General features: G+C 58.4%; 22 protein-coding genes and 2 rRNA genes. 16 read left to right on the forward strand and 8 right to left on the reverse strand.

The genetic code is table 11. From position 1 onward, the window contains the following. Window positions 1-95: 95 nt before the first annotated feature. Window positions 96-2837, forward strand: coding sequence for an excinuclease ABC subunit UvrA (gene uvrA, locus BMZ40_RS18030; RefSeq protein WP_092379266.1), 2742 nt, complete (start codon window positions 96-98; stop codon window positions 2835-2837). 150 nt (window positions 2838-2987) lie between these two features. Here the strand turns inward: uvrA and rfaD are convergent, their stop codons facing one another. Further along, the gene (gene rfaD, locus BMZ40_RS18035; protein WP_092379270.1) at window positions 2988-3971 is read right to left on the reverse strand and encodes an ADP-glyceromanno-heptose 6-epimerase; all 984 of its coding nucleotides are present in this window, start codon (window positions 3969-3971) and stop codon (window positions 2988-2990) included. A gap of 197 nt (window positions 3972-4168) precedes the next feature. Here rfaD and hisH point away from each other — a divergent pair, with 197 nt between their 5' ends. Together hisH and hisF are read left to right on the forward strand one after the other, a co-directional pair. After that, window positions 4169-4810, forward strand: coding sequence for an imidazole glycerol phosphate synthase subunit HisH (gene hisH / locus BMZ40_RS18040; RefSeq protein ID WP_092379273.1), 642 nt, complete (start codon window positions 4169-4171; stop codon window positions 4808-4810). Beyond that, window positions 4800-5579, forward strand: coding sequence for an imidazole glycerol phosphate synthase subunit HisF (gene hisF / locus BMZ40_RS18045; RefSeq protein ID WP_092379275.1), 780 nt, complete (start codon window positions 4800-4802; stop codon window positions 5577-5579). The genes hisH and hisF overlap by 11 nt, the downstream gene beginning before the upstream one ends. 113 nt (window positions 5580-5692) lie before the next feature. Here the strand turns inward: hisF and BMZ40_RS18050 are convergent, their stop codons facing one another. From BMZ40_RS18050 to rpoZ, 5 genes are all read right to left on the reverse strand, one after another. After that, window positions 5693-8920 carry a PAS domain S-box protein gene (locus tag BMZ40_RS18050; RefSeq protein WP_092379278.1) on the reverse strand — a complete coding sequence of 1076 codons (3228 nt, stop codon included), beginning with the start codon at window positions 8918-8920 and terminating at the stop codon, window positions 5693-5695. A 305-nt stretch (window positions 8921-9225) separates the two neighbouring features. Further along, entirely contained in the window at window positions 9226-9795 is a 570-nt protein-coding gene (locus tag BMZ40_RS18060; protein ID WP_208599801.1) for an acetate uptake transporter, read from the reverse strand. A 143-nt stretch (window positions 9796-9938) separates the two neighbouring features. Continuing rightward, window positions 9939-10418 carry a cyclic pyranopterin monophosphate synthase MoaC gene (moaC, locus tag BMZ40_RS18065; protein WP_092379321.1) on the reverse strand — a complete coding sequence of 160 codons (480 nt, stop codon included), beginning with the start codon at window positions 10416-10418 and terminating at the stop codon, window positions 9939-9941. Between the two features lie 66 nt (window positions 10419-10484). Next, entirely contained in the window at window positions 10485-11594 is a 1110-nt protein-coding gene (gene dnaJ, locus BMZ40_RS18070; protein ID WP_092379284.1) for a molecular chaperone DnaJ, read from the reverse strand. Then, a complete protein-coding gene (gene rpoZ, locus BMZ40_RS18075) occupies window positions 11594-11824 on the reverse strand; it encodes a DNA-directed RNA polymerase subunit omega (protein ID WP_092189456.1) in 231 nt (76 codons plus the stop codon). The genes dnaJ and rpoZ overlap by 1 nt, the downstream gene beginning before the upstream one ends. Window positions 11825-12095: 271 nt before the next feature. Between rpoZ and BMZ40_RS18080 the strand changes: the two genes are divergently transcribed. The 13 genes from BMZ40_RS18080 to ispH all read left to right on the forward strand — a co-directional run bounded on the left by BMZ40_RS18080 (window position 12096) and on the right by ispH (window position 23507). After that, window positions 12096-12845 (forward strand): tRNA lysidine(34) synthetase, encoded by a 750-nt coding sequence (locus BMZ40_RS18080; RefSeq protein WP_092379287.1) that lies wholly within the window; start codon window positions 12096-12098, stop codon window positions 12843-12845. Window positions 12846-12933: 88 nt separating this feature from the next. Beyond that, complete coding sequence (gene fliR / locus BMZ40_RS18085; protein ID WP_092379289.1) at window positions 12934-13713, forward strand: flagellar biosynthetic protein FliR; 780 nt, start codon at window positions 12934-12936, stop codon at window positions 13711-13713. Window positions 13714-13719: 6 nt separating this feature from the next. Then, entirely contained in the window at window positions 13720-14784 is a 1065-nt protein-coding gene (flhB, locus tag BMZ40_RS18090; RefSeq protein ID WP_092379292.1) for a flagellar biosynthesis protein FlhB, read from the forward strand. A gap of 26 nt (window positions 14785-14810) precedes the next feature. Continuing rightward, a complete protein-coding gene (flhA, locus tag BMZ40_RS18095; protein ID WP_092379295.1) occupies window positions 14811-16898 on the forward strand; it encodes a flagellar biosynthesis protein FlhA in 2088 nt (695 codons plus the stop codon). Window position 16899: 1 nt separating this feature from the next. Continuing rightward, on the forward strand, window positions 16900-17958 hold the full coding sequence (locus BMZ40_RS18100; RefSeq protein WP_092379298.1) for a flagellar biosynthesis protein FlhF: 1059 nt from the start codon (window positions 16900-16902) through the stop codon (window positions 17956-17958). A 22-nt stretch (window positions 17959-17980) separates the two neighbouring features. After that, a complete protein-coding gene (locus BMZ40_RS18105; protein ID WP_092379300.1) occupies window positions 17981-18796 on the forward strand; it encodes a MinD/ParA family protein in 816 nt (271 codons plus the stop codon). Continuing rightward, window positions 18750-19553, forward strand: a complete 804-nt coding sequence (locus tag BMZ40_RS18110; RefSeq protein ID WP_092379303.1) for a FliA/WhiG family RNA polymerase sigma factor — start codon at window positions 18750-18752, stop codon at window positions 19551-19553. Before BMZ40_RS18105 ends, BMZ40_RS18110 begins: the two co-directional genes overlap by 47 nt. 47 nt (window positions 19554-19600) lie before the next feature. Continuing rightward, a complete protein-coding gene (locus BMZ40_RS18115) occupies window positions 19601-19981 on the forward strand; it encodes a chemotaxis response regulator CheY (RefSeq protein ID WP_092189472.1) in 381 nt (126 codons plus the stop codon). 47 nt (window positions 19982-20028) lie between these two features. Next, entirely contained in the window at window positions 20029-20790 is a 762-nt protein-coding gene (locus BMZ40_RS18120) for a flagellar basal body-associated FliL family protein (protein WP_092379306.1), read from the forward strand. Continuing rightward, window positions 20791-21093 (forward strand): hypothetical protein, encoded by a 303-nt coding sequence (locus BMZ40_RS18125; protein WP_092379309.1) that lies wholly within the window; start codon window positions 20791-20793, stop codon window positions 21091-21093. After that, window positions 21094-21519, forward strand: coding sequence for a hypothetical protein (locus BMZ40_RS18130; protein ID WP_092379312.1), 426 nt, complete (start codon window positions 21094-21096; stop codon window positions 21517-21519). 145 nt (window positions 21520-21664) lie between these two features. Beyond that, window positions 21665-22642, forward strand: a complete 978-nt coding sequence (locus tag BMZ40_RS18135; protein ID WP_092379323.1) for a tRNA dihydrouridine synthase — start codon at window positions 21665-21667, stop codon at window positions 22640-22642. Window position 22643: 1 nt separating this feature from the next. Beyond that, the gene (gene ispH, locus BMZ40_RS18140) at window positions 22644-23507 is read left to right on the forward strand and encodes a 4-hydroxy-3-methylbut-2-enyl diphosphate reductase (RefSeq protein WP_092379315.1); all 864 of its coding nucleotides are present in this window, start codon (window positions 22644-22646) and stop codon (window positions 23505-23507) included. A 171-nt stretch (window positions 23508-23678) separates the two neighbouring features. Here the strand turns inward: ispH and rrf are convergent. Together rrf and BMZ40_RS18150 are read right to left on the reverse strand one after the other, a co-directional pair. Then, a 5S ribosomal RNA gene (gene rrf / locus BMZ40_RS18145) occupies window positions 23679-23793 on the reverse strand. A gap of 32 nt (window positions 23794-23825) precedes the next feature. Next, a 23S ribosomal RNA gene (locus BMZ40_RS18150) occupies window positions 23826-23974 on the reverse strand; the annotation flags it as partial.

Consider the following 23974-nt stretch of genomic DNA (forward strand, 5'->3'; position numbering starts at 1 on the left):
CATTTTCCCTGCCACTTGTCAGCCATTCTCATATGGTTATAAGAAGCATCCCGCAAGTCAAATGTCATCCTTCAACCGTTCACAACAGAGACTTCATGGACACCAAAGTCATACATATCGCCGGCGCGCGTCAGCATAACCTGAAGAACCTGACCCTGGACATCCCCCGCGACAAACTGGTCGTGGTCTGTGGTCCGTCCGGCTCGGGCAAGTCCACCCTGGCCTTCGACATCGTCTACGCCGAAGGGCAAAGACGCTATGTCGAATCCCTGTCCGCCTACGCCCGCCAGTTCCTGCCGCAAATGGACAAGCCGGCCATCGACCTCATCGAGGGGCTGACCCCGGCCATCTCCCTGGAACAACAGACCCTGTCCAAAAACCCGCGCTCCACCGTGGCCACGGTCACGGAAATCTACGATTTCCTGCGCGTCTTCTATGCCCGTCTCGGCACGCCCTGCTGCCCGGATTGCGGGGTACCCATCGCGGCCCAAAGCAGCGACGAGATCATGGAGCGCATTCTGGGCCTTCCGGAAGGGACGAAATTCATGCTTCTGGCACCCCTGGTCGATCACAAAAAGGGCACCCACGCCGATCTCTTCAAGAAGCTCAAGACCCAGGGCTTTGTCCGCGCCAGAATCAACGGCGAGGTGACAAATCTTGATCCGGTCCCGGAGCTGGCCAAAAATCTGAAACACAACATCGATCTGGTCGTGGATCGTCTGGTCTTGAAACCCGACATGCGCAAGCGCCTGGCCGATTCCGTGGAACTGGGCCTCAAGTCCGGCGAGGGGCGCATCATCGTCTCCATCATCGGCGGCGAAGACATCTTCTTCTCAACTGACGCCGTCTGCCCCAAATGCAACATCAGCCTGCCCAAGCCGAGCCCCCAGCTCTTCTCTTTCAACAGCCCGCAGGGAGCCTGCCCGCACTGCTCGGGACTTGGAGCCGTCGAATACTACGAACCCCTGCTGCTCGCTCCCAACGGGGGGCTGTCCCTGCGCCAGGGCGCGGTCCTGCCCTGGAAGGGCCGGGCTTTCGAGCGCCACGCCCAGGACCTGAAGGAACTGGGACTCAAGCTCGGCTTCACCCTGGACACACCGCTGCATGACTTCAAGCCCGAGGCCCGGCACGCCCTGTTCCACGGTGACGCTGCGTGGCCGGGGGTAATCCATTTTCTGGAACAGGGAGGTGGCCTCGGACACATCTGGCGCGACGAACTGTCCCGCTACCGTCAGACCATGGCCTGCCCATCCTGCCACGGAGCACGCCTGCGGCCCGAGTCCCTGGCCGTACGCATCGAGGGCCTGAACATTTTCGACTTCTGCTCGCTGCCCATCACCCGAGCCCTGAACTGGCTGCAAGGCCTGCACTTCTCCGGCGTGAATGTGGAGATCAGCACCCCGCTCCTGAAGGAACTTCGCCACCGGCTTGAATTTCTGGTCAACGTCGGGCTCGACTACATCAACCTGGCCCGCAACATGACCACCCTGTCCGGCGGCGAGGCCCAGCGCATCCGCCTGGCCGGACAGCTCGGTTCAGGGCTGGTCGGAGTGACCTACGTTCTGGACGAGCCGAGCATCGGCCTCCACCCCCGCGACAACCAGCGCCTCATCAACACCCTGCGTCAGCTTCAGGGGCGCGGCAACACGGTGCTCGTGGTCGAACACGACGAGCCGACCATCCGCGCCGCCGATCATGTGCTGGAACTGGGCCCCGGTTCGGGCTTTCTGGGTGGAGAGCTGGTCTTTTCCGGATCTCCCGAGGATCTGGTGGGAAAATCAAAAAGCCTGACCGGCAAATACCTGCGCGGCGAACTGCGCATCGCAAGGCCCGCCAAGCGCCGGACCTCGGACCGGGCCATCACCCTGCGCGGCGTGACCACCAACAACCTGCGCGGCATCGACGCCCGCTTTCCGCTGGGCACCCTGGTCTGCATCACCGGCGTCTCCGGCTCAGGCAAAAGCTCGCTGGTCATGGACTCGCTCTACAAGCATCTGGCCCTGGCCCAGGGGCTCAAGGTGGACAACCCCGGCACCATCGGCGGCATTGAGGGCGCCGGAGCCGTGGAAAAAATCATCTCCATCGACCAGAGCCCCATCGGCCGCACGCCGCGCTCCAACCCGGCCACCTACACCAAGATCTTCGACGAAATCAGGGCCATCTTCGCCGGGAGCAAGGACGCCAAGAAGCGCGGCTACAACGTCGGCAGGTTCAGCTTCAACGTACGCGGCGGCCGCTGCGAAGCCTGTCAGGGCGACGGGCAAATCCGTGTCGAGATGCATTTTCTGCCCGACGTCTTCGTCACCTGCGAGGTCTGCGGGGGCAGGCGCTACAACCGCGAGACTCTGGACATCCTGTACCGCGACAAGTCCATTGCCGACGTGCTCGAAATGACCGTGAGACAGGCGCGGCAATTCTTTGCCAACCATCCGGCCCTGGAACGCAAACTGGGTGTGCTGGAGGAGGTGGGCCTCGAATACATCCGCCTGGGCCAGCCCGCGACGACCCTGTCCGGCGGCGAGGCCCAGCGCATCAAGATCTCGCGCGAGCTCGGCAAACGCAGTCTGCCGGGGACGCTGTACATCCTGGATGAACCGACCACCGGTCTGCACATGCACGAGGTCGGCAAGCTCATCTCCGTGCTGCACACCCTGGTCGACAAGGGAGCCTCGGTCATTGTCATTGAACACAACCTCGACGTGGTCGCGGCCTCGGACCACGTCATCGATCTTGGACCCGGCGGAGGAGAAAACGGAGGCCTCATCGTGGCCGAGGGAACACCGGAGGACCTTACGAGCAACCCCGGGTCGGTCACGGGGCCTTTTCTGGAGCTGTAAAATCAGCCGGGCCGAAAAAGGCCGCGTTGCGTCAGGCGCAAGGCGTGCCCCATTTTAGGGCAAGCACGATCCTCAACCAACTCGCTGCAAAAGCAAGGCGGGCGACCGGGGAAATCCCTAGCCGCCCGCCTTGCTTTAATCCCAAAAAAATCAATATCTTGAAGTCAGATGCGCATAGGCCTGCATCAGATAGTTCTGCACGTAATCGGTCACCCCTTCCTCCAGCGGCCTGAAGTTTACGTCGCAGCCGCGACCGGCGAGCTTGGTCAGGTCGGCGCAGGTGTAGTACTGATATTTGCCGCGCAGATTGTCCGGCATGTCCACGTATTCGATCTGCGGTTCCCGTCCCATGGCCGCGAACACGCCTCGCGCCAGATCGTTCCAGGTCCGAGCCTGTCCCGTGCCTACGTTGAAGATGCCGCCCACGTCCGGATTTTTGATCAGCCAGTCGATGACTTTCACGCAATCCTTGATGTAGACGAAATCCCGGCGCTGTTCGCCATCGGCGTATTCCTCGCGGTAGGACTTGAAGAGCTTCAGCTTCCCGGTCTGGCGGATCTGGGTGAAGGCCTTGCAGACCACGGAGCGCATGTCGTCCTTGTGGTATTCGTTGGGGCCAAAGACATTGAAGAACTTGAGCCCGGCCATCTGGTCCAACAATCCGTCACCCTTGAGCCAGAGGTCGAAGAGATGCTTGGAATAGCCGTACATGTTGAGTGGATGCAGGCCTTCCATGGCGGAATCCGAGTCGTCGAATCCGCGGCTGCCGTCGCCATAGGTGGCTGCGGAGCTGGCATAGATGAAGCGCGCGTTGCGCTCCTGGGCGAAACGGCACATGGCCTTGGAATATTCCAGATTGTTGCGGATGAGATAGTCGCAGTCGGCTTCCGTGGTCGCGGAGCAGGCGCCCATGTGGATCACGGCCTCGATGCGGCCTTCCATGTATCGGGTGTTGAGCAAATCCAGGAATTTGTCTTTCTGGATATAGCGATGATAGGCCAGACCGACCAGATTGCGCCATTTATTCGTGGATGCCAGGTTATCGACCACGACGATGTCCCTGTATCCCTGCCGGTTCAATTCCCAGACCATGGCGCTGCCGATGAAGCCCGCGCCGCCGGTGATGATGATCATAAATCCCCCTTCGAATCTTCTTCACCCGCCCCTAGCCCGAAACCCTGGCCGGGGCAAGACGCCTTGCGGCCAGACACCGGGGAGCACCTTCGCCCAGGAACCCGGCCGCTGCAAAAAAGCCGGGCAACCGGGCCTTGGTTTTTGCGAGGTCTTTAGCTAGAGTGTCTTCTTTTCACCCCATGCTACAGGAGCTCCCCATGCTAGCCATCCTTGACTACAAGGCCGGCAATCTGACCAGTGTCAAGCGCGCACTCGACTATCTCTCCATCCCGTGCACCATCACTGCCGACGCTCACGCCATCGCGGACTGCCAGGGCCTCATCTTCCCCGGTGTCGGCGCCGCCGGTTCGGCCATGGCCAATCTGCACCAATCCGGCCTGCGCGACGTCATGGCCCGGGAAATCGCGGCCGGCAAACCGCTCCTGGGCATTTGCCTGGGCTGCCAGATCCTGCTCGAATACAGCCCGGAGAACGACACCAAGACCCTCGGCCTCATTCCCGGACGCTGCGACATCTTCACCCCGGATCTGACCGAAGAGGACGGCGCGCCCATCAACATCCCGCACATGGGCTGGAACACTGTGAACACCAAAAAGCCGTGCCCGCTCTTCAACGGCATCTCTCCCGAGAGTGAATTCTATTTCGTGCATAGCTACTACCCGAATCCGGCTCCGGAATTCGTCATCGCCACGACATATTACGGCCGGGAATTCTGTTCCGTGCACGGCCGCGACGGTCTGTGGTCGGCCCAGTTCCACCCGGAAAAGAGCGGACGGCCGGGCCTGAAGATGCTTTCAAACTTTTACGATTACTGCAGGGAGGCGGCCAATGCTCAGTAAACGCATCATTCCCTGCCTCGATGTCCGGAACGGCAAGCTGACCAAGGGCATCAAATTCGAAGGCAACGTCGACATCGGCGACCCCGTGGAGACCGCCCGGCGCTACTACGAAGAGGGCGCAGACGAGATCGTCTTCTACGACATCACGGCCTCGCACGAGGGCCGGGGCATCATGCTCAAGGTCGTGGAGAGCGTGGCCTCCCAGATTTTCATTCCCTTCTCCGTGGGCGGAGGCATCTCCACCGTGGCCGACATGCGCGACGTGCTCCTGGCCGGAGCCGAAAAGATCTCCGTCAACTCGGCGGCGGTCAAAACTCCCCACATAATCTCCGAAGGCGCGGCGGCCTTCGGCTCCCAGTGCATCGTCGTGGGCATGGACGTGCTGCGCGTACCGAAAAGCGAAGCCATCCCCTCGGGCTACGAGATCGTCATCCACGGCGGCCGCAAGCACATGGGCATCGACGCCCTGTGGTGGGCCAAAGAGGTGGAACGTCTGGGTGCGGGCGAACTGTGCATCAACTCCATCGACGCCGACGGCACCAAAGACGGCTACGAGCTGACCCTGACCCGTCTCATCGCGGACAACGTGCGCATCCCGATCATCGCCTCGGGCGGAGCTGGCAATCCGCAGCACATGGTCGACGCCGTGACAACGGGCCGCGCCTCGGCCGCGCTCATCGCATCCATCGTGCATTACGGCGAATACACCGTCACGGACCTCAAGAACCATATGGCCGGAAAAGGGGTCAAGGTCCGCCGAATCTGGTGAGAAGGTATTGAGTTCAGAATTGAAAAAGCCTCCGTATGAACGCGGAGGCTTTTTCAATTCTGAAGAAGGGGGCCAGGCAACCGCCGGAGGTTACGCTACCCGTTTTCCACGGTTCAAGCGCGCCTCAGCTTGGCGATGGTGTTAATGAGATCGGTCATGCCGACCGGCTTGGGCAGGTAATCGTCCATTCCCGCCCCCAGGAACAATTCGCGATCCCCGCTCATGGCGTGGGCGGTCAGGGCGATTATGGGAATGTCCTTCTTGGATCCAGACAAGGCGCGGATCTTCCTGGTCGCTTCAACGCCGCTCATGACCGGCATCTGCACATCCATGAGGATGCAGTCGAAATCTTCCGCCAGCAGCAAATCCAGCACTTCCTGGCCATTGCACGCCAGCGCGACCACATGCCCGGCCCGTTCCAAGAGCGTGCGCATGGCCAGCTGATTGATGGCCTCATCCTCGGCCAAGAGAATGCGCAAGGAGCGTCCCGCGCCCGTGTCCACAACTTCCGCAACGGTCTCCGCGAGCGGGCGATAGTCACTGGCGGCGCTCAGGGGCAGCGTGACGCGCACGGACGTTCCCGTTCCGGCGGCGCTCTTGACCTCGATGCTGCCATGCATGAGTTCCACCAGTCGACGAACAATGGTCAGGCCAAGCCCGGCGCCTTCGTATCTGCGGGTGTGGGAGCCCTCCACCTGCCTGAACGGCTCGAACACACCCGAGAGCATCTGTTCGGGGATGCCGACACCCGTGTCGGCAACATGCAGGCAGACGCCGCCTGACAGGCAGGAATCTGCGCGTAGTGGAGACAATTCGACTGTCACGCCGCCCTGATCCGTATATTTCAAGGCGTTGCCGACCAGATTGAAGAGAATTTGACGCACCCGCGCCTCATCGCCGACGAGTTGTGCTGACAGGCCTGGATGAATGACGCAATCAAGCGAAAGCCCTTTTTCACGCGCGGGGATCGCAAACAATTCCACGACCGAATCGACAAGCTCGGCCACACTGAACGGAGCCTCAAGGATACTCATCTTCCCGGCCTCGATCCTGGAGATGTCCAGAATGTCGGTCAGCAGACGTGTCAGCCGCATGGCTGACGTGATGGAAAGATCCACGAACCGTTCCTGCTCCGGGTCAAGGTTGGTCTGCCGCAGAAGCTGCATCATGCCTTGAATGCCGTTGAGAGGAGTGCGGATTTCATGGCTCATGTTGGCCAGAAATTCCGTCTTGACCGTGTTGGCGGCTTCGGCGGCTTCCTTGGCGTCCAGCAAGGCCGCCTCGGCCATTTTGCGTTCCGTGATATCGATCTCGACTCCGTCCCAGAGCACGCGATCCGCTGACAACATGCGCGGCGCCGAGGCCAGATGGCTCCAACGCACAGTTCCCGACGGCAGACGGAATCGAACCTCGGCCTGAAAAAGCGACTGGGCCGATTCGGCTTGAGCCTGGCGCTTGGCCAAGAACGCCCGATCCTCGGGTTCGACCTGCGCGTAGATGACCGCAGCGTCATCCAGTACCTCCTGCACGCTCACCTCATGCAAAAGTTCGACGCCCGCGCTGACGTATAAAAAACGCCGATGTCCGCCGCCAAGGTCGGTCTCCAGCTGATACACGAGCCCGCCGGGCAGATTGTCGCTGAGCGTCCGCAGTCGCTCCTCGCTTTCCCGCAAGGCCTCCTCGGCCCGTTTGCGCGCGGTGACGTCGCGGTAGATTGATTGATAGGTCCCGTCCGGCATCATCTTGCTGCGCATCTCGACATGAAGTTCGGACCCGTCCGCGCGCAGAAGAGTGCGCTCTTTTTGCACGATTTTGCCCTCTTCCAGCAAATGGAAGTGCAAGGGTGTTTTCGCCAGACTCTCAGGCTTGAACGGAAGGTCGCCGACATGTTTTCCAATCAAATCCTCACGCGTAAGGCCAAGAAGATCACACATGCATTCGTTGGCACCGATGATCACGCCCTCATGAGAGCCAAGGAGAATTCCGTCCACGGCAAGTTCGACCAGGGTCCGATATCGGGCTTCGCTTTCGCCGAGAGCCGCCTCGGCCCGCTGCCGCTCGCCCAACTCCAGCTGCATTGCCTGCATGGTATCGGCCAGCTGCAGGGCCATCCGATTGAAGGAACGGGTCAAGCTTTGGACCTCTGAAAACCGGGAGATTTCGTCTATCCTCTCAAGTCCCCCGCCTCCGGCCAATCGCCCGGCGGCGGCATCAAGCCTCGATATGGGTTTGACGATCCGGCGGGCCAGCACCGCCCCGACCAGCAGCGCCAATATGAGAACGCCGGGAATCAGAACCATGCTGACGCGGGCATTTTCCCCGATCCTGGCCATGAAGTCCGCTTCCGGCACCACGACGACGATCAGCCAGTCAATGCCCAGGGGATCGCGCAGCGGCGAGGCCGTCATCAGGATTTTTCGGCCTCGGTCGGTAAAATCAAGGTGGTGCTCCGCGTTGATCCGATCAAGCGCGCCGAATTTGGAAACAAGGGTTTGAACAGCGCCTTGCACCAGCGGATCCCGGCTGTGCTCGCCCAAAAGACGGCGGCCGGGGTTGCCGTCCCGGCCCGGTATGAAGAGCGGTTCCGTACCCGAACCGGCCACCATCAGGCCCGCGCGATCCACGATAAACGCCTTCCCGGCACTGCCGATGCGAAGCCGCTGCAAAAAAGCGGTGATCTGGGACAAAAAAACATCGACGGAAACCACCCCAAGCGTTTGACCCCGATCGTCAAACACCGGGCGGCTGGCGGCAAGGGCCAGGTCCTGGCCGGTAAAAAGCACATATACATCACTCCAGACCGGCCCCTCCGCGAGCAGAGCCTTGGCATACCACGGGCGCGTCCGCGCATCGAAGCTGGTCACACTGGCCATTTCCTCGCCCTGATTGCCAAGTGAATCCATGGCAAATTTGCGAAAAACACCGGCCTTGAAATCGTCTGTGCGGATGGAATACTTGAAGCCATGCTCAGGATCCCGACCACTGTTGGCAAGGCCACCCTGAACATTTCCAAAATAGATGCTCGACACGGAAGGAAAAAAATCCACCTGCTCGGCAAACCGCGCAACCAGCTGCTCGGGATCGTCGGCGGACACGAACCCGGCTTGCAGGGCCCGCGCGTTGCCGCGATTTATTTCGTGGGGCAGTCGAAGGAAATCCAGCAGATGCTCGGAAATGCGCTGGGAAACCTCCTTGCGCAGTTGCAGGCCAACATCCCCGACCGCTTCACGGCTCCCGGTGAACGAAACCCAGCTGATCAGGATGGTGGAAAAAAGGATGACGCAGACCAGAAGCAACGGGATCGAGGTACGAAGAGAAATGCCGCCGCCAAAAAATCTCATGCGAAATCCTCGCGTAGGTCGCGCCACCAGGCATGTCCGACCGGCGCTACAAGCCCAAGGTTCAAACCCACGCCGGCTGCATGGCCAGTGTCGCGCAACGTGCAAGGAGATTCGTGATCCATGGGCAGCTTGTATGACAGGAGTTCAGACTCTGGCAAGACAGCCTTCAAGCCCTCATACCGGGCCAAAGGTAAAAACACCATGCACCCGCGACTCGCCTGGAACATGGGCGCAAAAAAAGGCTGAACACCATGTGAACAGCCTTTTTTTGTTGACGCAGCAGATCGCCACTTTTCAACGACCTGCTAGGAACGCGCGACAGGTCCCAGCGGAAGCACCGTACGGCCATAAACCTCGTTCAAAACCTGCGCGATGGCCGTATAGAAAGCGGAGAAACCGCACAGGATGCCCACATATCCGCCAATGACCTTGTACGCCGCGATGTGGGTCAAATCACCGATGGCCAGCAGCCAAAACAGAGCGACCAAAGTGCCGAAAACGACCTGTAGAGCCCGGCTCAGGCGGAAGGTTCCGATGAACATGCCAAAGGTGAAAAGACCCCAGATGGCCAGATAGAAGCCCATGGCGGTTTCATCGGCCTTCTCGGCAAGGCCCAGGGCGGGCAGGGTCCAGATGGCCACGAGCGAGAGCCAGAAGGAACCGTAGGCGGTAAAGGCTGTCAGGCCGAATGTGTTGTTTTTCTTGGATTCGAGGATGCCGGCGATGATCTGGGCGATGCCGCCCACGAAAATGCCCATGCCCAAAATCATGGAGTTATTGGGATAAAGACCCGCATTGTGGATGTTGAGCAAAATTGTGGTCAGCCCGAAGCCCACCAGTCCCAGCGGAGCAGGATTGGCGGAAGTGTCCTTGATGCGCATTTCAGAGTTCACGAATAATCCTTGTTTGTTATGAAAAAAAATTACTTTCCGTTGTCGGATGGAGACAGGCCTTGTTTGCAAAAAAACGCGCTCTGGAAATCCAAAGCGCGCACTCATAATTTCCGGGAGTGGAGATGCTACTCGGCGTTGAACTCGCCGCTTTTTCCACCGCTCTTGTGCGTAAGCCTGCAATCCGTGATCAGAATGTCGCGCTGCACGGCCTTGCACATGTCGTAGATGGTCATGGCCGCAACCTGGGCGGCCATGAGCGCTTCCATTTCCACGCCTGTGGGTCCGGTGGTCCGCGCCTCGGCCTCGATCTCTATGGCCAGATCGGCAGGCACGGGCGTGAGCTTCACGTCGACCTTGGAAAGCAAAATAGGGTGACACATGGGAATGAGCTCCCAGGTACGCTTGGCGGCCATGATCCCGGCCACCTTGGCCGTGGTCAGCACGTCACCCTTGGGCAGGGCGTTTCTGGTCAAAAGGTCGAAGGTGCGTGCATTGAGCAGAACCCGTGTCCGCACCACCGCCCGGCGCCTGGTATCCGCCTTGTCGCCCACGTCCACCATGACCACGTTCCCGGCCTCATCGATATGCGTCAACCTCTCGTCCATGTTCCCCTCCGCAAAAGAAAAGGCCGGAAACATGCGCTTCCGGCCTGCTCGATTCATGTGTAAAGATCAGTCGCCCATGGCTTTCTTGAAGAAATCCTTGACCTTGTTCAAGGGACGGCTCTCTTCGAGTTTGTCGAACTCGCGCAGCAGTTCTTCCTGTTTCTTGGTCACCTTGGTCGGGATGCGCACGGAAACCTCCACCAGCAGGTCCCCTTTCTGAGTGCTGCCCAGATGTGGCAGTCCCATGCCCTTGATGCGCAGAATCTTGCCGGACTGCGTGCCCTTGGGAATTTCCAGGGTCACGGGCTCGTCAAGGGTAGGCACCTCGATCTTGGCGCCAAGGATGGCCTGCACGATGGAGATGTCGGCCACGATGACCAGATCCTGGCCCCGGCGGGTGAAGATCTTGTCTTCCTCGACATAGATGACCACGTACAGATCGCCGTGCGGGCCACCGAAATCACCCGGCTCGCCCTCGCCGCGCAGACGCAGGCGGCTGCCGTTGTCCACGCCCCCGGGAATGCGCACCTTGAGGCTCTTGTTGACCTGCACGATGCCCTGTCCGCGACATTTGGCGCAGGGATGGGTGACGACCTTGCCTTCTCCCCGGCAGACCGGGCAGGGCACGGAAATCCTGAAAAAGCCCTGGCTCTGGGTCACCTGGCCCTGGCCGCGACAATGCTGGCAGGTCTCGGCCGTGTGTCCGGGAGCGGAGCCCGAACCGGAACAGTCGGAACAGACTTCCTTCTTGGGGATGTTGAGGTCAACCTCCGTACCCTTGGCCGCGTCACGGAATGAAACGGTCAGGTTGTAGCGCAGATCAGCCCCGGCACGGGGACGCCTGCGGCCGCCGGCGGCAGCGCCGAAGCCGAAGAAATCCCCGAAAATATCCCCGAAAGCACTGAACACGTCTTCAGAGGAATGGAAATGGTCTCCAAACCCCTGGCCATTCATGCCGGCGTGCCCGAAACGGTCGTACTGGGCGCGTTTGCTCGCGTCCCCCAGCACCTCGTATGCTTCTGCGGCTTCCTTGAACTTGTCTTCCGCCTCCGGATTGTCGGGGTTGCGGTCCGGGTGGAATTGCAACGCCATCTTGCGGTAGGCACTCTTGATTTCATCCGCCGCTGCGTCGCGGCCTACACCGAGCACATCGTAATAATCACGCTTGTCAGCCATTATTCATCCTGATCGTCAGCTTCAAAACTCAAATCCTCGACGCGCTCCACGTCGGGCAGAACCTTTCCTTCGGCAATTTCCCTGAGGGCGGTCACGATCTCCTTGTTTTTGCTTGCTACAAGGGGCTCGTATCCTTCATGATATTGCTTGACCCGCTTAATGGCCATCTGCACGATCAGAAATCTGTTGTTGACCTTCTCCAAGCAATCTTCAACGGTAATTCTGGCCATTGCACCTCCGAAAAAATGTATATGAATGTGTGAATAAACGACAAAAAGTCCCGGCCGCTAAAAAGTCGAGTCGGGAATAACATTTCACGCTACGCATAACCCCAGGACACTGTCAACTCACAATTCGCAGGCGAGCAGCCAAGACCCTTTACACGGCCCGAAGCGCTTTGTACTGACCTGCGCTTCTGATGGGTCATAATACCCGCAAAGGATCTGTCAAATCCTCACGCGCGAGCCGACCCCGCGACACTTCAGCCCAAGGACGAGCAACATGGCCCAGTGGGGAAGACTCAAATACGCACAGCAATTCTGTCTCGGACAGGCCGGCAAGATCATGCAGCAGACAGGCATGGCCTGGCCCGGGGCACGCATCGGGCTGGCCGTTTCCGGCGGCATGGACAGCTGGGTCATGCTTCAGGTCATGGTCATGCGCCAGCGCATCGTCCCCTTTCCCATCGAACTGTTTGTCATCCACCTGAACCCCGGCTTTGACGGAATGACCCACGCACCCCTGGCGGAGTGGATGCGCGTGAACGGCGTTGCGGGACATCTGGAAACCACCGATTTCGGACCCAGGGCGCACTCTGCCGAGAACCGCAAGAAATCGCCCTGTTTTTTCTGCGCGTGGCATCGGCGCAAACGCCTCTTCGACATCTGCAAGCAGTACAACCTGACCCACCTCGCCCTTGGGCACAACACCGACGACCTGGTCTCAACCTTCTTCATGAACATGCTGAAAACAGGCAAAATCTACGGACTGGTCCCCAAGGAGAGCTATTTCGGAGGCAGGCTGACCCTCATCCGCCCCCTGCTCCTGCTGGACAAGGCCACCATCACCCAGGCGTGCAGACAGTGGAAACTCCCGGTCTGGGAAAACGACTGCCCCTCCAAGGACAAGACCTCCCGCAGCCAGACCCTGAATCAGGCCCTGGCGCTGTGCGGAGGCGACAAGCGCATCCGCACCAACATGTTCAACGCCCTGCGCCGCTGGCAGCTCGAGTCCTGGCCCGGCATGATCTGAAAAGGCCCGGCCTTGTGCCGGAAGCCGTCACCCGACGTCGAAACCGAGCGCGGACTTTTTATGGTCCGCGTTTTGCTTTGGCACCTCCATGGATCTCTTCTCCCTCGACCCCGCAGTCATTTTGACCTTCATCTTTGCGCTGATGCGCATAAGCCTCATTCTTTTCCTGATGCCTTTTTTTGGCGGCGCAGTCCTGCCCGCCACTGTCAAAGCCGCACTCTGCCTGACCCTGACCCTGGCCCTGTGGCCAAGGCTTCCCATGGTGGGAGTCCAGATGCCGAGCCATCCCTTTGCCCTTGCGGTCATGCTGGGCGCGGAACTGCTGCTGGGCCTCATCCTGGGCATGGTCATCCGCTTCATCTTCGCCGCCATCCAGACTGGCGGGCAGCTCATCGGCTTCCAGATGGGCTTTGCCATGGTCAACGTCGTGGACCCCGATTCCGGCGCTTCCGAGGCGGTCACGGCCCACTTCATGTACATGGTCAGTTTGCTGACGTTCCTGTCCATCAACGGGCATCTGTATTTGCTGAGCGGGCTGATGAAAAGTTTCGATCTGCTCCCGCCCGGCTCCATTCTCATTTCCGCGCGGCTGACGGACCAGATATTCGCCCTGTCGGGTCAGATTTTTGTCCTGGCCATTCAGATCGGCGCGCCGGTCATTGCCGCCATCCTCCTTGTGGACCTGGCACTGGCCCTTATTTCCCGTGCGTCTCCGCAGATGAACGTGCTCATTATCGGCTTCCCGATCAAGATCGCCGTCGGCTTCCTGTTTATGGGTATCATCTTTGAAATCATCAGCCTGCACATGGAGGGATTCGTGTCCCGCATGCCGCTGCTCTTCTCCCAAATCATCGGCGCGATGCGCTAGGCAACCATGGCACAGAACGATCCGAGTCGCACCGAAAACGCCACCCCCAAACGACGCAACAAGGCGCGTGACGAGGGAAATGTCCCCAAGAGCCAAGAGCTGCCCAAGCCCCTGACCCTGCTCTTCGGCCTGCTCATGCTGCAGCTCTATCTCGGCACCATACGCACCGAAATCGAAAATCTGATGAAATGGTTTTTCACGGAAGGATTCGTTTTCGAACTGACTCCAGGGTCGATTCTCTCCCTGTTTCAAACCTGCCTTTACAGCATTTCCGTGATGGTCCTGCCGATCATGCTCGTCATCGCTGTCGCCGCCTTCATCACCGTCCGGCTGCAGGTCGGACAGCTTTGGGCGCCAAAGGTCTTCAAGCCGAAATTCCAGATGTTCAACGTCTTGTCCGGCCTCAAAAAACTCTTCAGCAAGCAGGCCCTGGTCCGCTTGGTCAAAAGCATCTTCATGGCGGCGGCCGTGGCCCTTGGGCCATACATCGTCATCAAGCAGGCCTTCGGAGAAGTCATCCCGCTCTTTTACCAGCCCGCCGAAAGCATCGCCGCTTACGTGCTCAACGCCGGGCAGACCATGTTCTATTACGCGCTCACCCCCATGATCCTGATCGGCATCGCGGACCTGCTCTATACCCGCTGGGACTACGAGGAGAACCTGAAGATGACCAAGAGCGAGGTCAAGGACGAACGCAAGCAGGCCGAGGGCGATCCGGCCATCAAGAACAAACAGCGTCAGAAAATGATGGCAGTCATGATGCGGCGCATGATGCAGGACGTGCCCAAGGCCGACGTGGTCATCACCAACCCCACCCATCTGGCCATCGCCATCCGCTACAACGCCATGGAAGCCCCGGCCCCCATGGTCCTGGCCAAGGGTGCCGGAGCCGTTGCCCAGCGCATCAAGGACATCGCCCGGGAGAACAATGTGCCCATCCGTGAAAACAAGCCCCTGGCACGCGCCTTGTATAAGGTGATCGAAGTCGGCGACACGATTCCCGAGGAATTCTACCAGGCAGTGGCCGCAATCCTGGCCCAGATTTACAAAACCAAACAAAATCCGCGCTGAGCATCAGCGGCAAGGACGTCAAAATAATGGCTACACGCACCGAGGCCATGACCATCAACTACAAACGCTTTACCCGGCAGGGAGACATCCTGCTGGCCGCAGGCGTTGTCATGACCCTCTTTGTCATGCTGGTGCCATTGCCGACCATCATCCTCGACATACTGCTGGCTTTTTCCATTTCCTTCTCCCTGGTCATCCTCATCACCTCGATGTTCATGACCTCGCCTCTGGAATTCTCGATCTTCCCTTCGGTCCTGCTCGTGACCACGCTGCTGCGCCTTGCGCTCAATGTGGCCTCGACCAGGCTCATCCTGCTCCATGGAGACCAGGGCACCTCGGCGGCGGGCAAGGTCATCGAGGCTTTCGGGCAATTCGTGGTCGGAGGCAATTTTGCCATCGGCGCGGTCATTTTCCTGATTCTCTTCATCCTGAACAAGACCGTCATCGTGGCCGGCACGACACGTATCGCCGAGGTCGCGGCCCGCTTCACCCTGGACGCCATGCCCGGAAAGCAGATGGCCATCGAGGCCGACCTGAACGCCGGACTCATCGACGAGCAGCAGGCCATCAAGCAGCGCGAAAATCTGCGCCGGGAAGCGGACTTCTACGGAGCCATGGACGGCGCGGGCAAGTTCGTCTCTGGAGACGTCAACGCGGGCATGTTCATCACCTTCATCAATATCGTGGGCGGCATCTTCATCGGCGTGCTGCAAAAAGACATGAGCTGGATGGAAGCGGCCCAGACCTTCTCCCTGCTGACCATCGGCGACGGCCTGGTCTCGACCATCCCGTCGCTCATCACCTCCACCTCGGCCGGCCTCATTGTCAGCCGGGCCGCGGCCGAAGCGCGCATGGGCGAGGAATTCATCGGCCAGTTGACCAACCATCCCAAGGCTCTCAGGCTGGTCTCGGGCGTGCTCCTGCTCTTCGCCATAGTCCCGGGCATGCCGACCGTGGCCTTCATGACCCTCTCCCTGGTCCTCTTCATGGTGGCGCTGTTCGCCGATCGCATCAAAGCCGAAAACAAGTTGCCGGAAACCGGAAAAAAGAAGAAGGGCTCCGCGCCCGACAGTCCGGAAGAAGTGCAGGCCCTGCTCCCGCTCGACATCATGGAACTCGAGGTGGGCTATGGACTTATCCCGCTGGTGGACGAGGACCAGAACGGCAATCTTCTGGCCCGCATACGCTCCATTCGCCGCCAGTTCGCCCTGGACATGGGTGTCATCGTGCCGTCCCTGCATCTGCGCGACAACCTGCAGCTCAAGCCCGGCGAATACGTGGTCCAGATCAAGGGCAACCGGGTGGCTTCGGCGGAAATCATGATCGACCATTTCCTGGCCATGGACCCCGGCGACGCGCGCCACGCCATCAAAGGCATCGAGACCCTGGAGCCGGCCTTCAATCTCCCGGCGCTGTGGATTCCCGACGCCAAGAAGGACGAGGCCGTCATGGCCGGCTACACCGTGGTCGATCCGTCTACGGTCATCGCCACGCACCTGACCGAGGTCTTCAAGCAGAACCTGCATGAATTCCTGGGCCGCCAGGAAGTCCAGGCCCTGCTGGACAACCTGTCCCAGCGCGCGCCCAAGGTCGTTGAAGAGCTGGTGCCGGGCGTCCTGTCACTCGGCGTCCTGCAGAAGGTCTTGCAGAACCTGGTCCGCGAAAACGTGTCCATCCGCGACCTCCTGTCCATCGTGGAATGTCTGGCCGACTACGGTCATTCCTCAAAGGACGCGGATCAGTTGACGGAGTTCGTGCGCCAGCGCCTGTCCCGCACCATCATCAAGCCGTACCTGGGGACTGGCAACCTGCTGCCCATCATCTCCCTGTCGCCGACGATAGAGAACACGTTTCAGGAGAGCATCAAGCGTACGGACAACGGCTCCTATCTGGCCATGGAGCCGGGGACTGCGCACAAGATCATCCAGGCCATCAACAAGGCTGCGGAAAAGGGCATCGTGGCCGAGGGACAGCCTGTGCTGCTGACCTCCCCGGTCATCCGCCAGCATCTGTCCCAGCTTCTGGCCCGTTTTTTGCCAACCATGCCTGTCATCTCGCAGGCGGAAATACCGGCGGACATCAGACTTGAATCCGTAGCCATGGTGGAAATCTAAGATGCAGGTCAAAACATTCAGCGGAAAAAGCACCTCGGAAATCATGGCCCGGATCAAGAGCGAACTCGGTCCCGACGCCATCATCCTGAGCAACCAGAAACAGACCCGCAAAGGCGTCACCTGCTACGAGATCATGGCGGCCCTTGATATGCCGCAGGAACAGGCCTCGCCGGCGGAGTCCGTCATGCCTCTGGCCCAGAACGATGCCAGCTGCCTGCGCGAGGAATGGTCCAGGCTGCGCAAGCAGCTCATGGCCGTCCTGAAGCCGCAGATGGACATGCAGCTTTTGACTCCGCGCCAGCAGCTGGTTTTCGAATATCTGGAACGGGAGGGCGTGAAGGAGGATGTGCTGATCGATCTGTGGGAAAAATTCCGCCACGCGCCCGATGCGCCCACCCTGTCCGTCATGAACGGAATGGTCAGCCTCAGCCCCTGGTTCGATACGAACTGGTCGCACAAGTTCCATCTTTTGACTGGCCCCTTCGGCAGCGGCAAGACCAGCACCACCCTGCGGCTGGCCCTGTCCCTGAAAAAATTACGTCCAAAGGCGCGCATCCTGGTGGTCAACGCCGATCGCTCCCAGGGCAAGGGGCGGCTCTACCTGCGCCATTACACGGAGCTTTCGGGGCTGTCCTACCGGGAGCTCGACAACTCCGCCCAATGGGAGAGCCTTGAGCGCGACGCCAGGTCTCATGATCTCGTCCTGCTCGACCTGCCGGGTCTGCCCGCCCATCAGCAGCTTGACTCCTGGCTGCAGGAGGTTTCCGGAGGGAAGCTTCCGGCCTGCCACGTGCATCTGGTGCTGAGCCCGCTTTTCGCGCCCCCGCAGATGGATGCGTTCGTGTCCAGATTCCGCTCCGCCTCTGCGGCCAGCATTATCTGGACGAAGCTTGATGAAGCCTGTAATTATGGGGAAATAATCAATCAGGCCAACAACACCGGCCTGCCGATCTCTCTTTTTTCCATGGGGCCGGATCTGAAGAACTCCCTGGCCCAACCCAAGGATCAGGATGTCTGGAAACTCTTGCTGAGGCACGAGCTGCCGCAAGCAACCAACTAACCTTTTTTATCCCGGACACAGCATGAGCTCCTCTCTCCCCATTGTACTCTCGGTCACCTCCGGCAAGGGAGGCGTCGGCAAAACGAACGTTTCCGTCAATCTCGCCCTGTGCCTGAGCAAGCTCGGCAAGCGATGCGTCATACTTGACGCGGACCTCGGGCTGGCCAACGTGGATGTCGTGCTGGGCCTGACTCCGGAGCGAAACCTATTCCATGTGTTCCACGAAGGGGTCTCCCTGGGCGACATCCTCTGTCCCACCGAATATGGATTCTCAATCCTCCCGGCGGCCAGTGGAGTCAGCGAGATGCTGTCCCTGTCCACAGGGCAGAAACTCGAACTTCTGGAAGCCATGGACGTGCTGGAAGACAGCATCGACTTTCTGATCGTAGACACGGGAGCGGGCATCAACGACAATGTGCTCTATTTCAACCTCGCGGCCCAGGAGCGCCTGGTGGTCGTCACGCCGGAGCCGACCTCCCTCACCGACGCATACGCCCTGATCAAGGTACTGAAGCTCAGGCATGGCGTGGACAAATTTCATATCGTGGTCAACATGGCCAAGAACGAAAAATCGGCCAAGGACATCTTTGCCAAGCTGTACAATGCGTGCGACCACTTCCTGACCGGGGTCTCCCTGAATTTCGTCGGCGCCATTCCCCAGGACAAGGCCGTGCGCCAGGCCGTCATCGAGCAGCAGCCTTTTTGCAGCCTGACCCCCGACACCGAAGCCTCCCTGGCGATGCAACGCATCGCCCGAAACGTGGTGCACTGGACACCGCAGGATCATCTCGATGGGAACATCAAGTTCTTCTGGAAGAAGCTCCTCTTTGCGGAATAATTCCGCAGAACCTGTCTGGGCCGTTCTGGAGCAGCCGGGCATCACTTTTGCGTCCCTGAGTCCATCGGACAAGGATTGCATCGCTCGCGGCTTTGCCTCCCGCATCAAGATCATCGCCCTGCATCTTAAAGCCAAACTCCCGGCCCATATCGAACTATCCGACCTGATCAGCGCGGGCACACTTGGCCTCATGGAGGCGTTGGGCAAATTCCAGCCGGAACTAAACATCCGCTTCGAAACGTTCGCCGACAGCCGCATACGCGGGGCCATGCTGGACGAACTGCGGCGCATGGACTGGTACTCCAGGGGGCTTCGCCAGCGCATCAAAAAGCTTGAACAGGTCATCAGGGATTTCGAGCAGGAAAATGGACACGCCCCTTCACGCAACGATCTTCTGGAGCTCACCGGACAGGACCGCCAGGAGCTTGAGGCGACGCTTGAGGCAGTCAACTCCCAGATCATCCTGAGCCTTGATGCGATCCAGGACCAATGGAACCAACCCGGAGAGGGGGGCAATCACCGCGAACCCTTTGCCTCCGTGGCCTTCCACGACATCATTGACAAGCTCGGTCATCTCATCGATAGACTTAATGAACGGGAAAAGCTGGTCTTAAGTTTGTATTACACTGAAGAACTCAATATGAAAGAAGTGGCGCTGGCCCTCGACATAACCGAAGGGCGGGTCTCTCAGCTGCACTCCCAAGCGCTTGGAAAGCTCAAGAAAATGTTTGTGCGCGAATACGGCGATATCAACTGATCACACATTTTTGATTAATTTCTCGAAAAGCTCATGTGGAGGGATACATGGCGGTCAATACGAACATGCGGGTGCTCATCGTTGATGATTTTTCGACCATGCGACGGATCATCAAGAATATTCTTCGTCAGCTCGGTTTCAACAACATCATCGAAGCTGACGACGGAACAGCGGCCTGGGAAGTCCTGACCAAGGACCAGGTGGATTTCATAATCTCCGATTGGAACATGCCGCAGATGACCGGCATCGAACTCCTGCGCAAGGTGCGGGCCAGCGAGGAATTCGGCGACCTGCCCTTTCTCATGGTCACTGCTGAAGCCCAGCAGGAAAACATCATCGAAGCCGTGCAGGCCAAAGTGTCCAATTACATAGTCAAGCCCTTCACTGCCGAGACCCTGGGGCAAAAAATCAATAAAATCTTCGAATAACAACCATTCTGGCCGGCATTCTCGTATTGCCGGCCAGCTCAGGCCCCATGATCCTGCTCATCCTTCTCGCCCAGATTTCCCCTGAAGGCGACAAAAACGTCGCCCTGGATGATGAACGCCTGCAGGACAGCGTCCCCAAAGGCCTGCAGAAAGTTGAACTCGATCTGGATGACGCCCTCTTTCTTGAATTCGAAGAAACCGAGGAAGAAACCGAAGCCACTTCCGTCGAATCCCTGCCTGAACCCGAGGAAGCGGCTCCTCCTTCGGAACAGACCGAAACACCCGCCAAGAAAAACCGAAAGAAATTATGGATTCTCGGAATTGCCGCAAGCCTGTGCTTGCTGTTTGGTGCCGGAGGATCCTACTACTTCATGAAATCCGGTCCGCCAGCCCCGGAAGAACAGACCGCCACAGAATCGGAAAGTTCCCCGGAACAGCACGCGCCCGAAGGTTCTGCTTCAGACGCTGCCGAGTCTCACGAAAATGCCAAGACCCAGCCGCCGGAACAAATCGAAGCCTACTCCCTCGATCAGTTTCAAATCGAGTACAAGCTCGACGGTAAAATCCGCTTTCTGACCTGCCGTTTTTCCATATCGGACACGACCGAGATAATGCGTGCTGAAATCCAGGCCAAAAAGCTGTTCATTCGCGACGGAGTATACCGATATCTCAAAAACTCGCCCCTCTCACTGCTGGATACCTCGCAAGAGTCCGATAAATTGAAGGCTGACCTGGCGGCTGTCATCAATCAGACCTTAAAGAGCGGCCAAGTGTCTGAAATTCTGCTGGAAGAATATGTGGTGAAATAAATGGTGGATAACCTCAATCTTTCAACGCTCATCAGCCAGATCCCCGAGGCGCAAAAAATCCATCATACGCAGCTCGCGCACCCGGAGATTCAGCAGGCGTTGGCTAAAGAATTGGTTCAGCGTCGCCAGCGGCGGGAAAAGGACCTGGTGGCCAAAGGCGAAGCCAGCGCCGCCGACACAGCGGTTGATCCCGAAGGGCACAATGAGTCGGCTCCGGAACAATACGCCGGCGAACGGCAGGCGCATCCCCATGAACCTGACTTCGAATCAGATCAGGGCCACCTGATTGACACGCAGGTATAGATGAACCCTCAAATTTCGTACTGGATACTTACTGCATCAACCCTGATGGAGATTCTGCTCATCGGTCTCGCCTTTTTTTTCTATGGCAAGCTGAAGAAATCCGAACTTCTCGTGCGTTCCCTGCAAGACAGACAAGAGGAATTCCTGCAAAAATTGGACATGAACGCCCGTCTGGAAAAAGAAATCATAGGCACTTTCACCAAACGTCAGGAAGAACTGACTGCCCTCGAAGAAAAGCTGCATTACCGCGCCCTTGAAATGCGCCGGCTGCTTGAACAGGCTGAAAATTTCACCAAATCGCCGCAGTTTCTGCGACAGACAATCCTGAGCGGATTCAAGCGCGGTCAGTCAGCCGAAGCCCTGGCACAGGCTACGGGACTGAGCGTGGACGAAGTGGAACTCATCCTTGACCAACCAAAAAATTGAAGCCAGATATCCTTGCCCGCCCCATGAACCACCCCCGCGCCAATCATTGACAAGCCAACCATTTTTATGCGGCGTTTGAGCGGGCCTTTTTTCCGTTCAAATTATGAAGGCCGACAATCCAGCCGCTGAATTCCAACATATTTTTATGAAAAAAACACTGTTCCCCATAACCCCCGACAAACCTTGGCTTGCGCCTCTGGCAGGATATTCCGATCTCCCTTTTCGGCTCCTGTGTCACGAGTATGGATGCAGCGCGGCCGTGACGGAAATGGTCAGCGCGAAGGGACTGATCTACAACAGTCCTGGCACCAAGGAGCTTCTTCAGACCTGTGATGAAGACAGCCCCCTGATCGTACAGCTTTTTGGATCGGAAGAGCCTTTTCTTGTTCAGTCCATCGAACGCCTGCGGGAAGCGGGCTTCCGCTATTTCGATCTCAACTGCGGTTGCCCGGTGCGCAAGGTTGTGAAAACAGGCAGCGGCGCAGCCCTGCTCAAGGAACCGGAAAAGCTCCTCGGCATTGCGAAATCCATGATCAACGAAGTAGAGCCCGGTTGCATGGGCTTCAAGATCCGTCTGGGCTGGTATGTCGGGCAACCAGTCTACCTACAGGTGGCCACCAAACTCGAGGAACTGGGCGCTGGCTGGGTGACCATGCATCCGCGCTTCGGAGCCCAGGGTTTCACCGGACATGCCGACTGGTCCCATCTGAAAACGCTGAAGGAACACGTGAGCCTGCCTGTCATCGCCAGCGGAGATCTCTTTCACGCGGAAGATGCCATGCAATGCGTCGAACAAACCGGTGTGGATAGCATCATGTTCGCGCGCGGAGCCTTGAACGATCCGTCAATTTTCAAACGATATCTGCACTTGCTACGAAAAGAAGAGCCGGATTCAAATTCATGGACGCACATGGTTGGCATGGTTCGCAGGCTCAGTGAGCTCTATCCGCAGCATGACATGGAGAGGCTTGGCCTGCTCAAAATGCGCACGCTGGTGCCCAGATTCCTTAAAGGCCTGCCCGGAGCACGCGCGATCCGTCGCGATATCGTATTCTGCAAGTCATGGGACGATGTTTTCAGGATTTTAGAAGCCGGCATGAATGAACCCGAGGAGGAGATCTGAAATGGAACTTGTCATCGCTAAAACAGCGGGCTTTTGCATGGGAGTGGACATGGCGCTGCACAAGCTGGACAACGCCGTGGCCGCTCCACCTCAAGATGTAACCATCTACACTCTGGGCCCCATCATCCATAATCCGCAGGTCCTGGCACGATACAAGGAGCAGGGGGTGCTGCAAACCGACGGAACAAAACCTTTGAAAACGGGAGATGTCGTGGTCATTCGCGCCCATGGAATCCCAAGGCGCATACAGTTGGAACTGGAAGCACAAAACGTGACGATCGTTGATGCTACCTGTCCCAAGGTCAAAAAAGCCCAAATTCTTATCCAGAGGCAAGCCGAGCAGAACAAACACCTGCTTCTCTTCGGAGAACGCGATCATCCAGAAGTGCAAGGACTGGTGAGTTACGCCCCTAGGCACACCGTGTTCGAAACTCTCGAAGAATTGTGCGCACATGGAATTGATTCTGCTGAAACCTATTTTCTTGCGGCCCAGACCACGCAAGACAGGGAATCTTTCAATGCCGTACGCGAATATCTCATCAAGCATGTCGATGCAGACATGACTATTCTCGACACGATCTGCATGGCAACCAAGGACCGTCAGGAGGAAGTCCGCGAGCTGTCCCACAAGGTTCAGGCAATGGTCATCGTCGGAGGAAAGAATAGCGGAAACACAAGAAGATTGGCTCAAATAGCGCAGGAATCAGGGATATTCGCAGTCCACGTCGAAACAGCTGAAGAGCTCCCCCTGGAGGAACTTGCCGCGTTTGAACGTATCGGGTTGACCGCTGGAGCCTCAACCCCTTCCTGGATCATTGAGGATGTCGCACAGACACTTCGCATGGCTCTTCCTGACAAGGTATAGACGGCCTCGTAGACGCCACAAGATGACGCGGTCAGCCTCCTTGGATTGGAGCCCCATTATCTCACATGAAAAATTTATGACTATATGAAAAGAGACGAGCGCTTACGCAGAAACAGAAAAAGGTGGCGGCTTTTAACAAGCCCCACCTTTCTAGAGAAGAGAAAAAAAAGGTCCTGGCGACGACCTACTTTCCCACAAGTGAACTTGCAGTATCATCGGCGCTGGAGGTCTTAACTTCCGAGTTCGGAATGGAATCGGGTGGTTCCCCTCCGCCGTGGTCACCAGGACGAAATATATAAGAGAAACAGGTGAAGAGAGAGAGTTAAGACTCACGATCTATTAGTACCGGTCAGCTGAACACATTACTGCGCTTACACTTCCGGCCTATCTACCAGGTGGTCTGCCTGGGATCTTCAGTGTCTTGCGACAAGGGAGAACTTATCTTGTGGCTGGTTTCCCGCTTAGAT

Source organism: Desulfomicrobium apsheronum (assembly GCF_900114115.1).
In the GTDB taxonomy this organism is placed as follows: domain Bacteria; phylum Desulfobacterota; class Desulfovibrionia; order Desulfovibrionales; family Desulfomicrobiaceae; genus Desulfomicrobium; species Desulfomicrobium apsheronum.

Coding starts and splice junctions, on each gene's coding strand:
- BMZ40_RS18105 (WP_092379300.1), top strand. CDS start 17,981: ATGAGCTCCTCTCTCCCCATTGTACTCTCGGTCACCTCCGGCAAGGGA.
- rfaD (WP_092379270.1), bottom strand. CDS start 3,971: ATGATCATCATCACCGGCGGCGCGGGCTTCATCGGCAGCGCCATGGTC.
- dnaJ (WP_092379284.1), bottom strand. CDS start 11,594: ATGGCTGACAAGCGTGATTATTACGATGTGCTCGGTGTAGGCCGCGAC.
- BMZ40_RS18120 (WP_092379306.1), top strand. CDS start 20,029: ATGATCCTGCTCATCCTTCTCGCCCAGATTTCCCCTGAAGGCGACAAA.
- hisH (WP_092379273.1), top strand. CDS start 4,169: ATGCTAGCCATCCTTGACTACAAGGCCGGCAATCTGACCAGTGTCAAG.
- BMZ40_RS18125 (WP_092379309.1), top strand. CDS start 20,791: ATGGTGGATAACCTCAATCTTTCAACGCTCATCAGCCAGATCCCCGAG.
- fliR (WP_092379289.1), top strand. CDS start 12,934: ATGGATCTCTTCTCCCTCGACCCCGCAGTCATTTTGACCTTCATCTTT.
- BMZ40_RS18115 (WP_092189472.1), top strand. CDS start 19,601: ATGGCGGTCAATACGAACATGCGGGTGCTCATCGTTGATGATTTTTCG.
- rpoZ (WP_092189456.1), bottom strand. CDS start 11,824: ATGGCCAGAATTACCGTTGAAGATTGCTTGGAGAAGGTCAACAACAGA.
- BMZ40_RS18130 (WP_092379312.1), top strand. CDS start 21,094: ATGAACCCTCAAATTTCGTACTGGATACTTACTGCATCAACCCTGATG.
- BMZ40_RS18100 (WP_092379298.1), top strand. CDS start 16,900: ATGCAGGTCAAAACATTCAGCGGAAAAAGCACCTCGGAAATCATGGCC.
- moaC (WP_092379321.1), bottom strand. CDS start 10,418: ATGGACGAGAGGTTGACGCATATCGATGAGGCCGGGAACGTGGTCATG.
- flhB (WP_092379292.1), top strand. CDS start 13,720: ATGGCACAGAACGATCCGAGTCGCACCGAAAACGCCACCCCCAAACGA.
- BMZ40_RS18135 (WP_092379323.1), top strand. CDS start 21,665: ATGAAAAAAACACTGTTCCCCATAACCCCCGACAAACCTTGGCTTGCG.
- flhA (WP_092379295.1), top strand. CDS start 14,811: ATGGCTACACGCACCGAGGCCATGACCATCAACTACAAACGCTTTACC.
- BMZ40_RS18050 (WP_092379278.1), bottom strand. CDS start 8,920: ATGAGATTTTTTGGCGGCGGCATTTCTCTTCGTACCTCGATCCCGTTG.
- BMZ40_RS18080 (WP_092379287.1), top strand. CDS start 12,096: ATGGCCCAGTGGGGAAGACTCAAATACGCACAGCAATTCTGTCTCGGA.
- hisF (WP_092379275.1), top strand. CDS start 4,800: ATGCTCAGTAAACGCATCATTCCCTGCCTCGATGTCCGGAACGGCAAG.
- BMZ40_RS18110 (WP_092379303.1), top strand. CDS start 18,750: ATGGGAACATCAAGTTCTTCTGGAAGAAGCTCCTCTTTGCGGAATAAT.
- uvrA (WP_092379266.1), top strand. CDS start 96: ATGGACACCAAAGTCATACATATCGCCGGCGCGCGTCAGCATAACCTG.
- ispH (WP_092379315.1), top strand. CDS start 22,644: ATGGAACTTGTCATCGCTAAAACAGCGGGCTTTTGCATGGGAGTGGAC.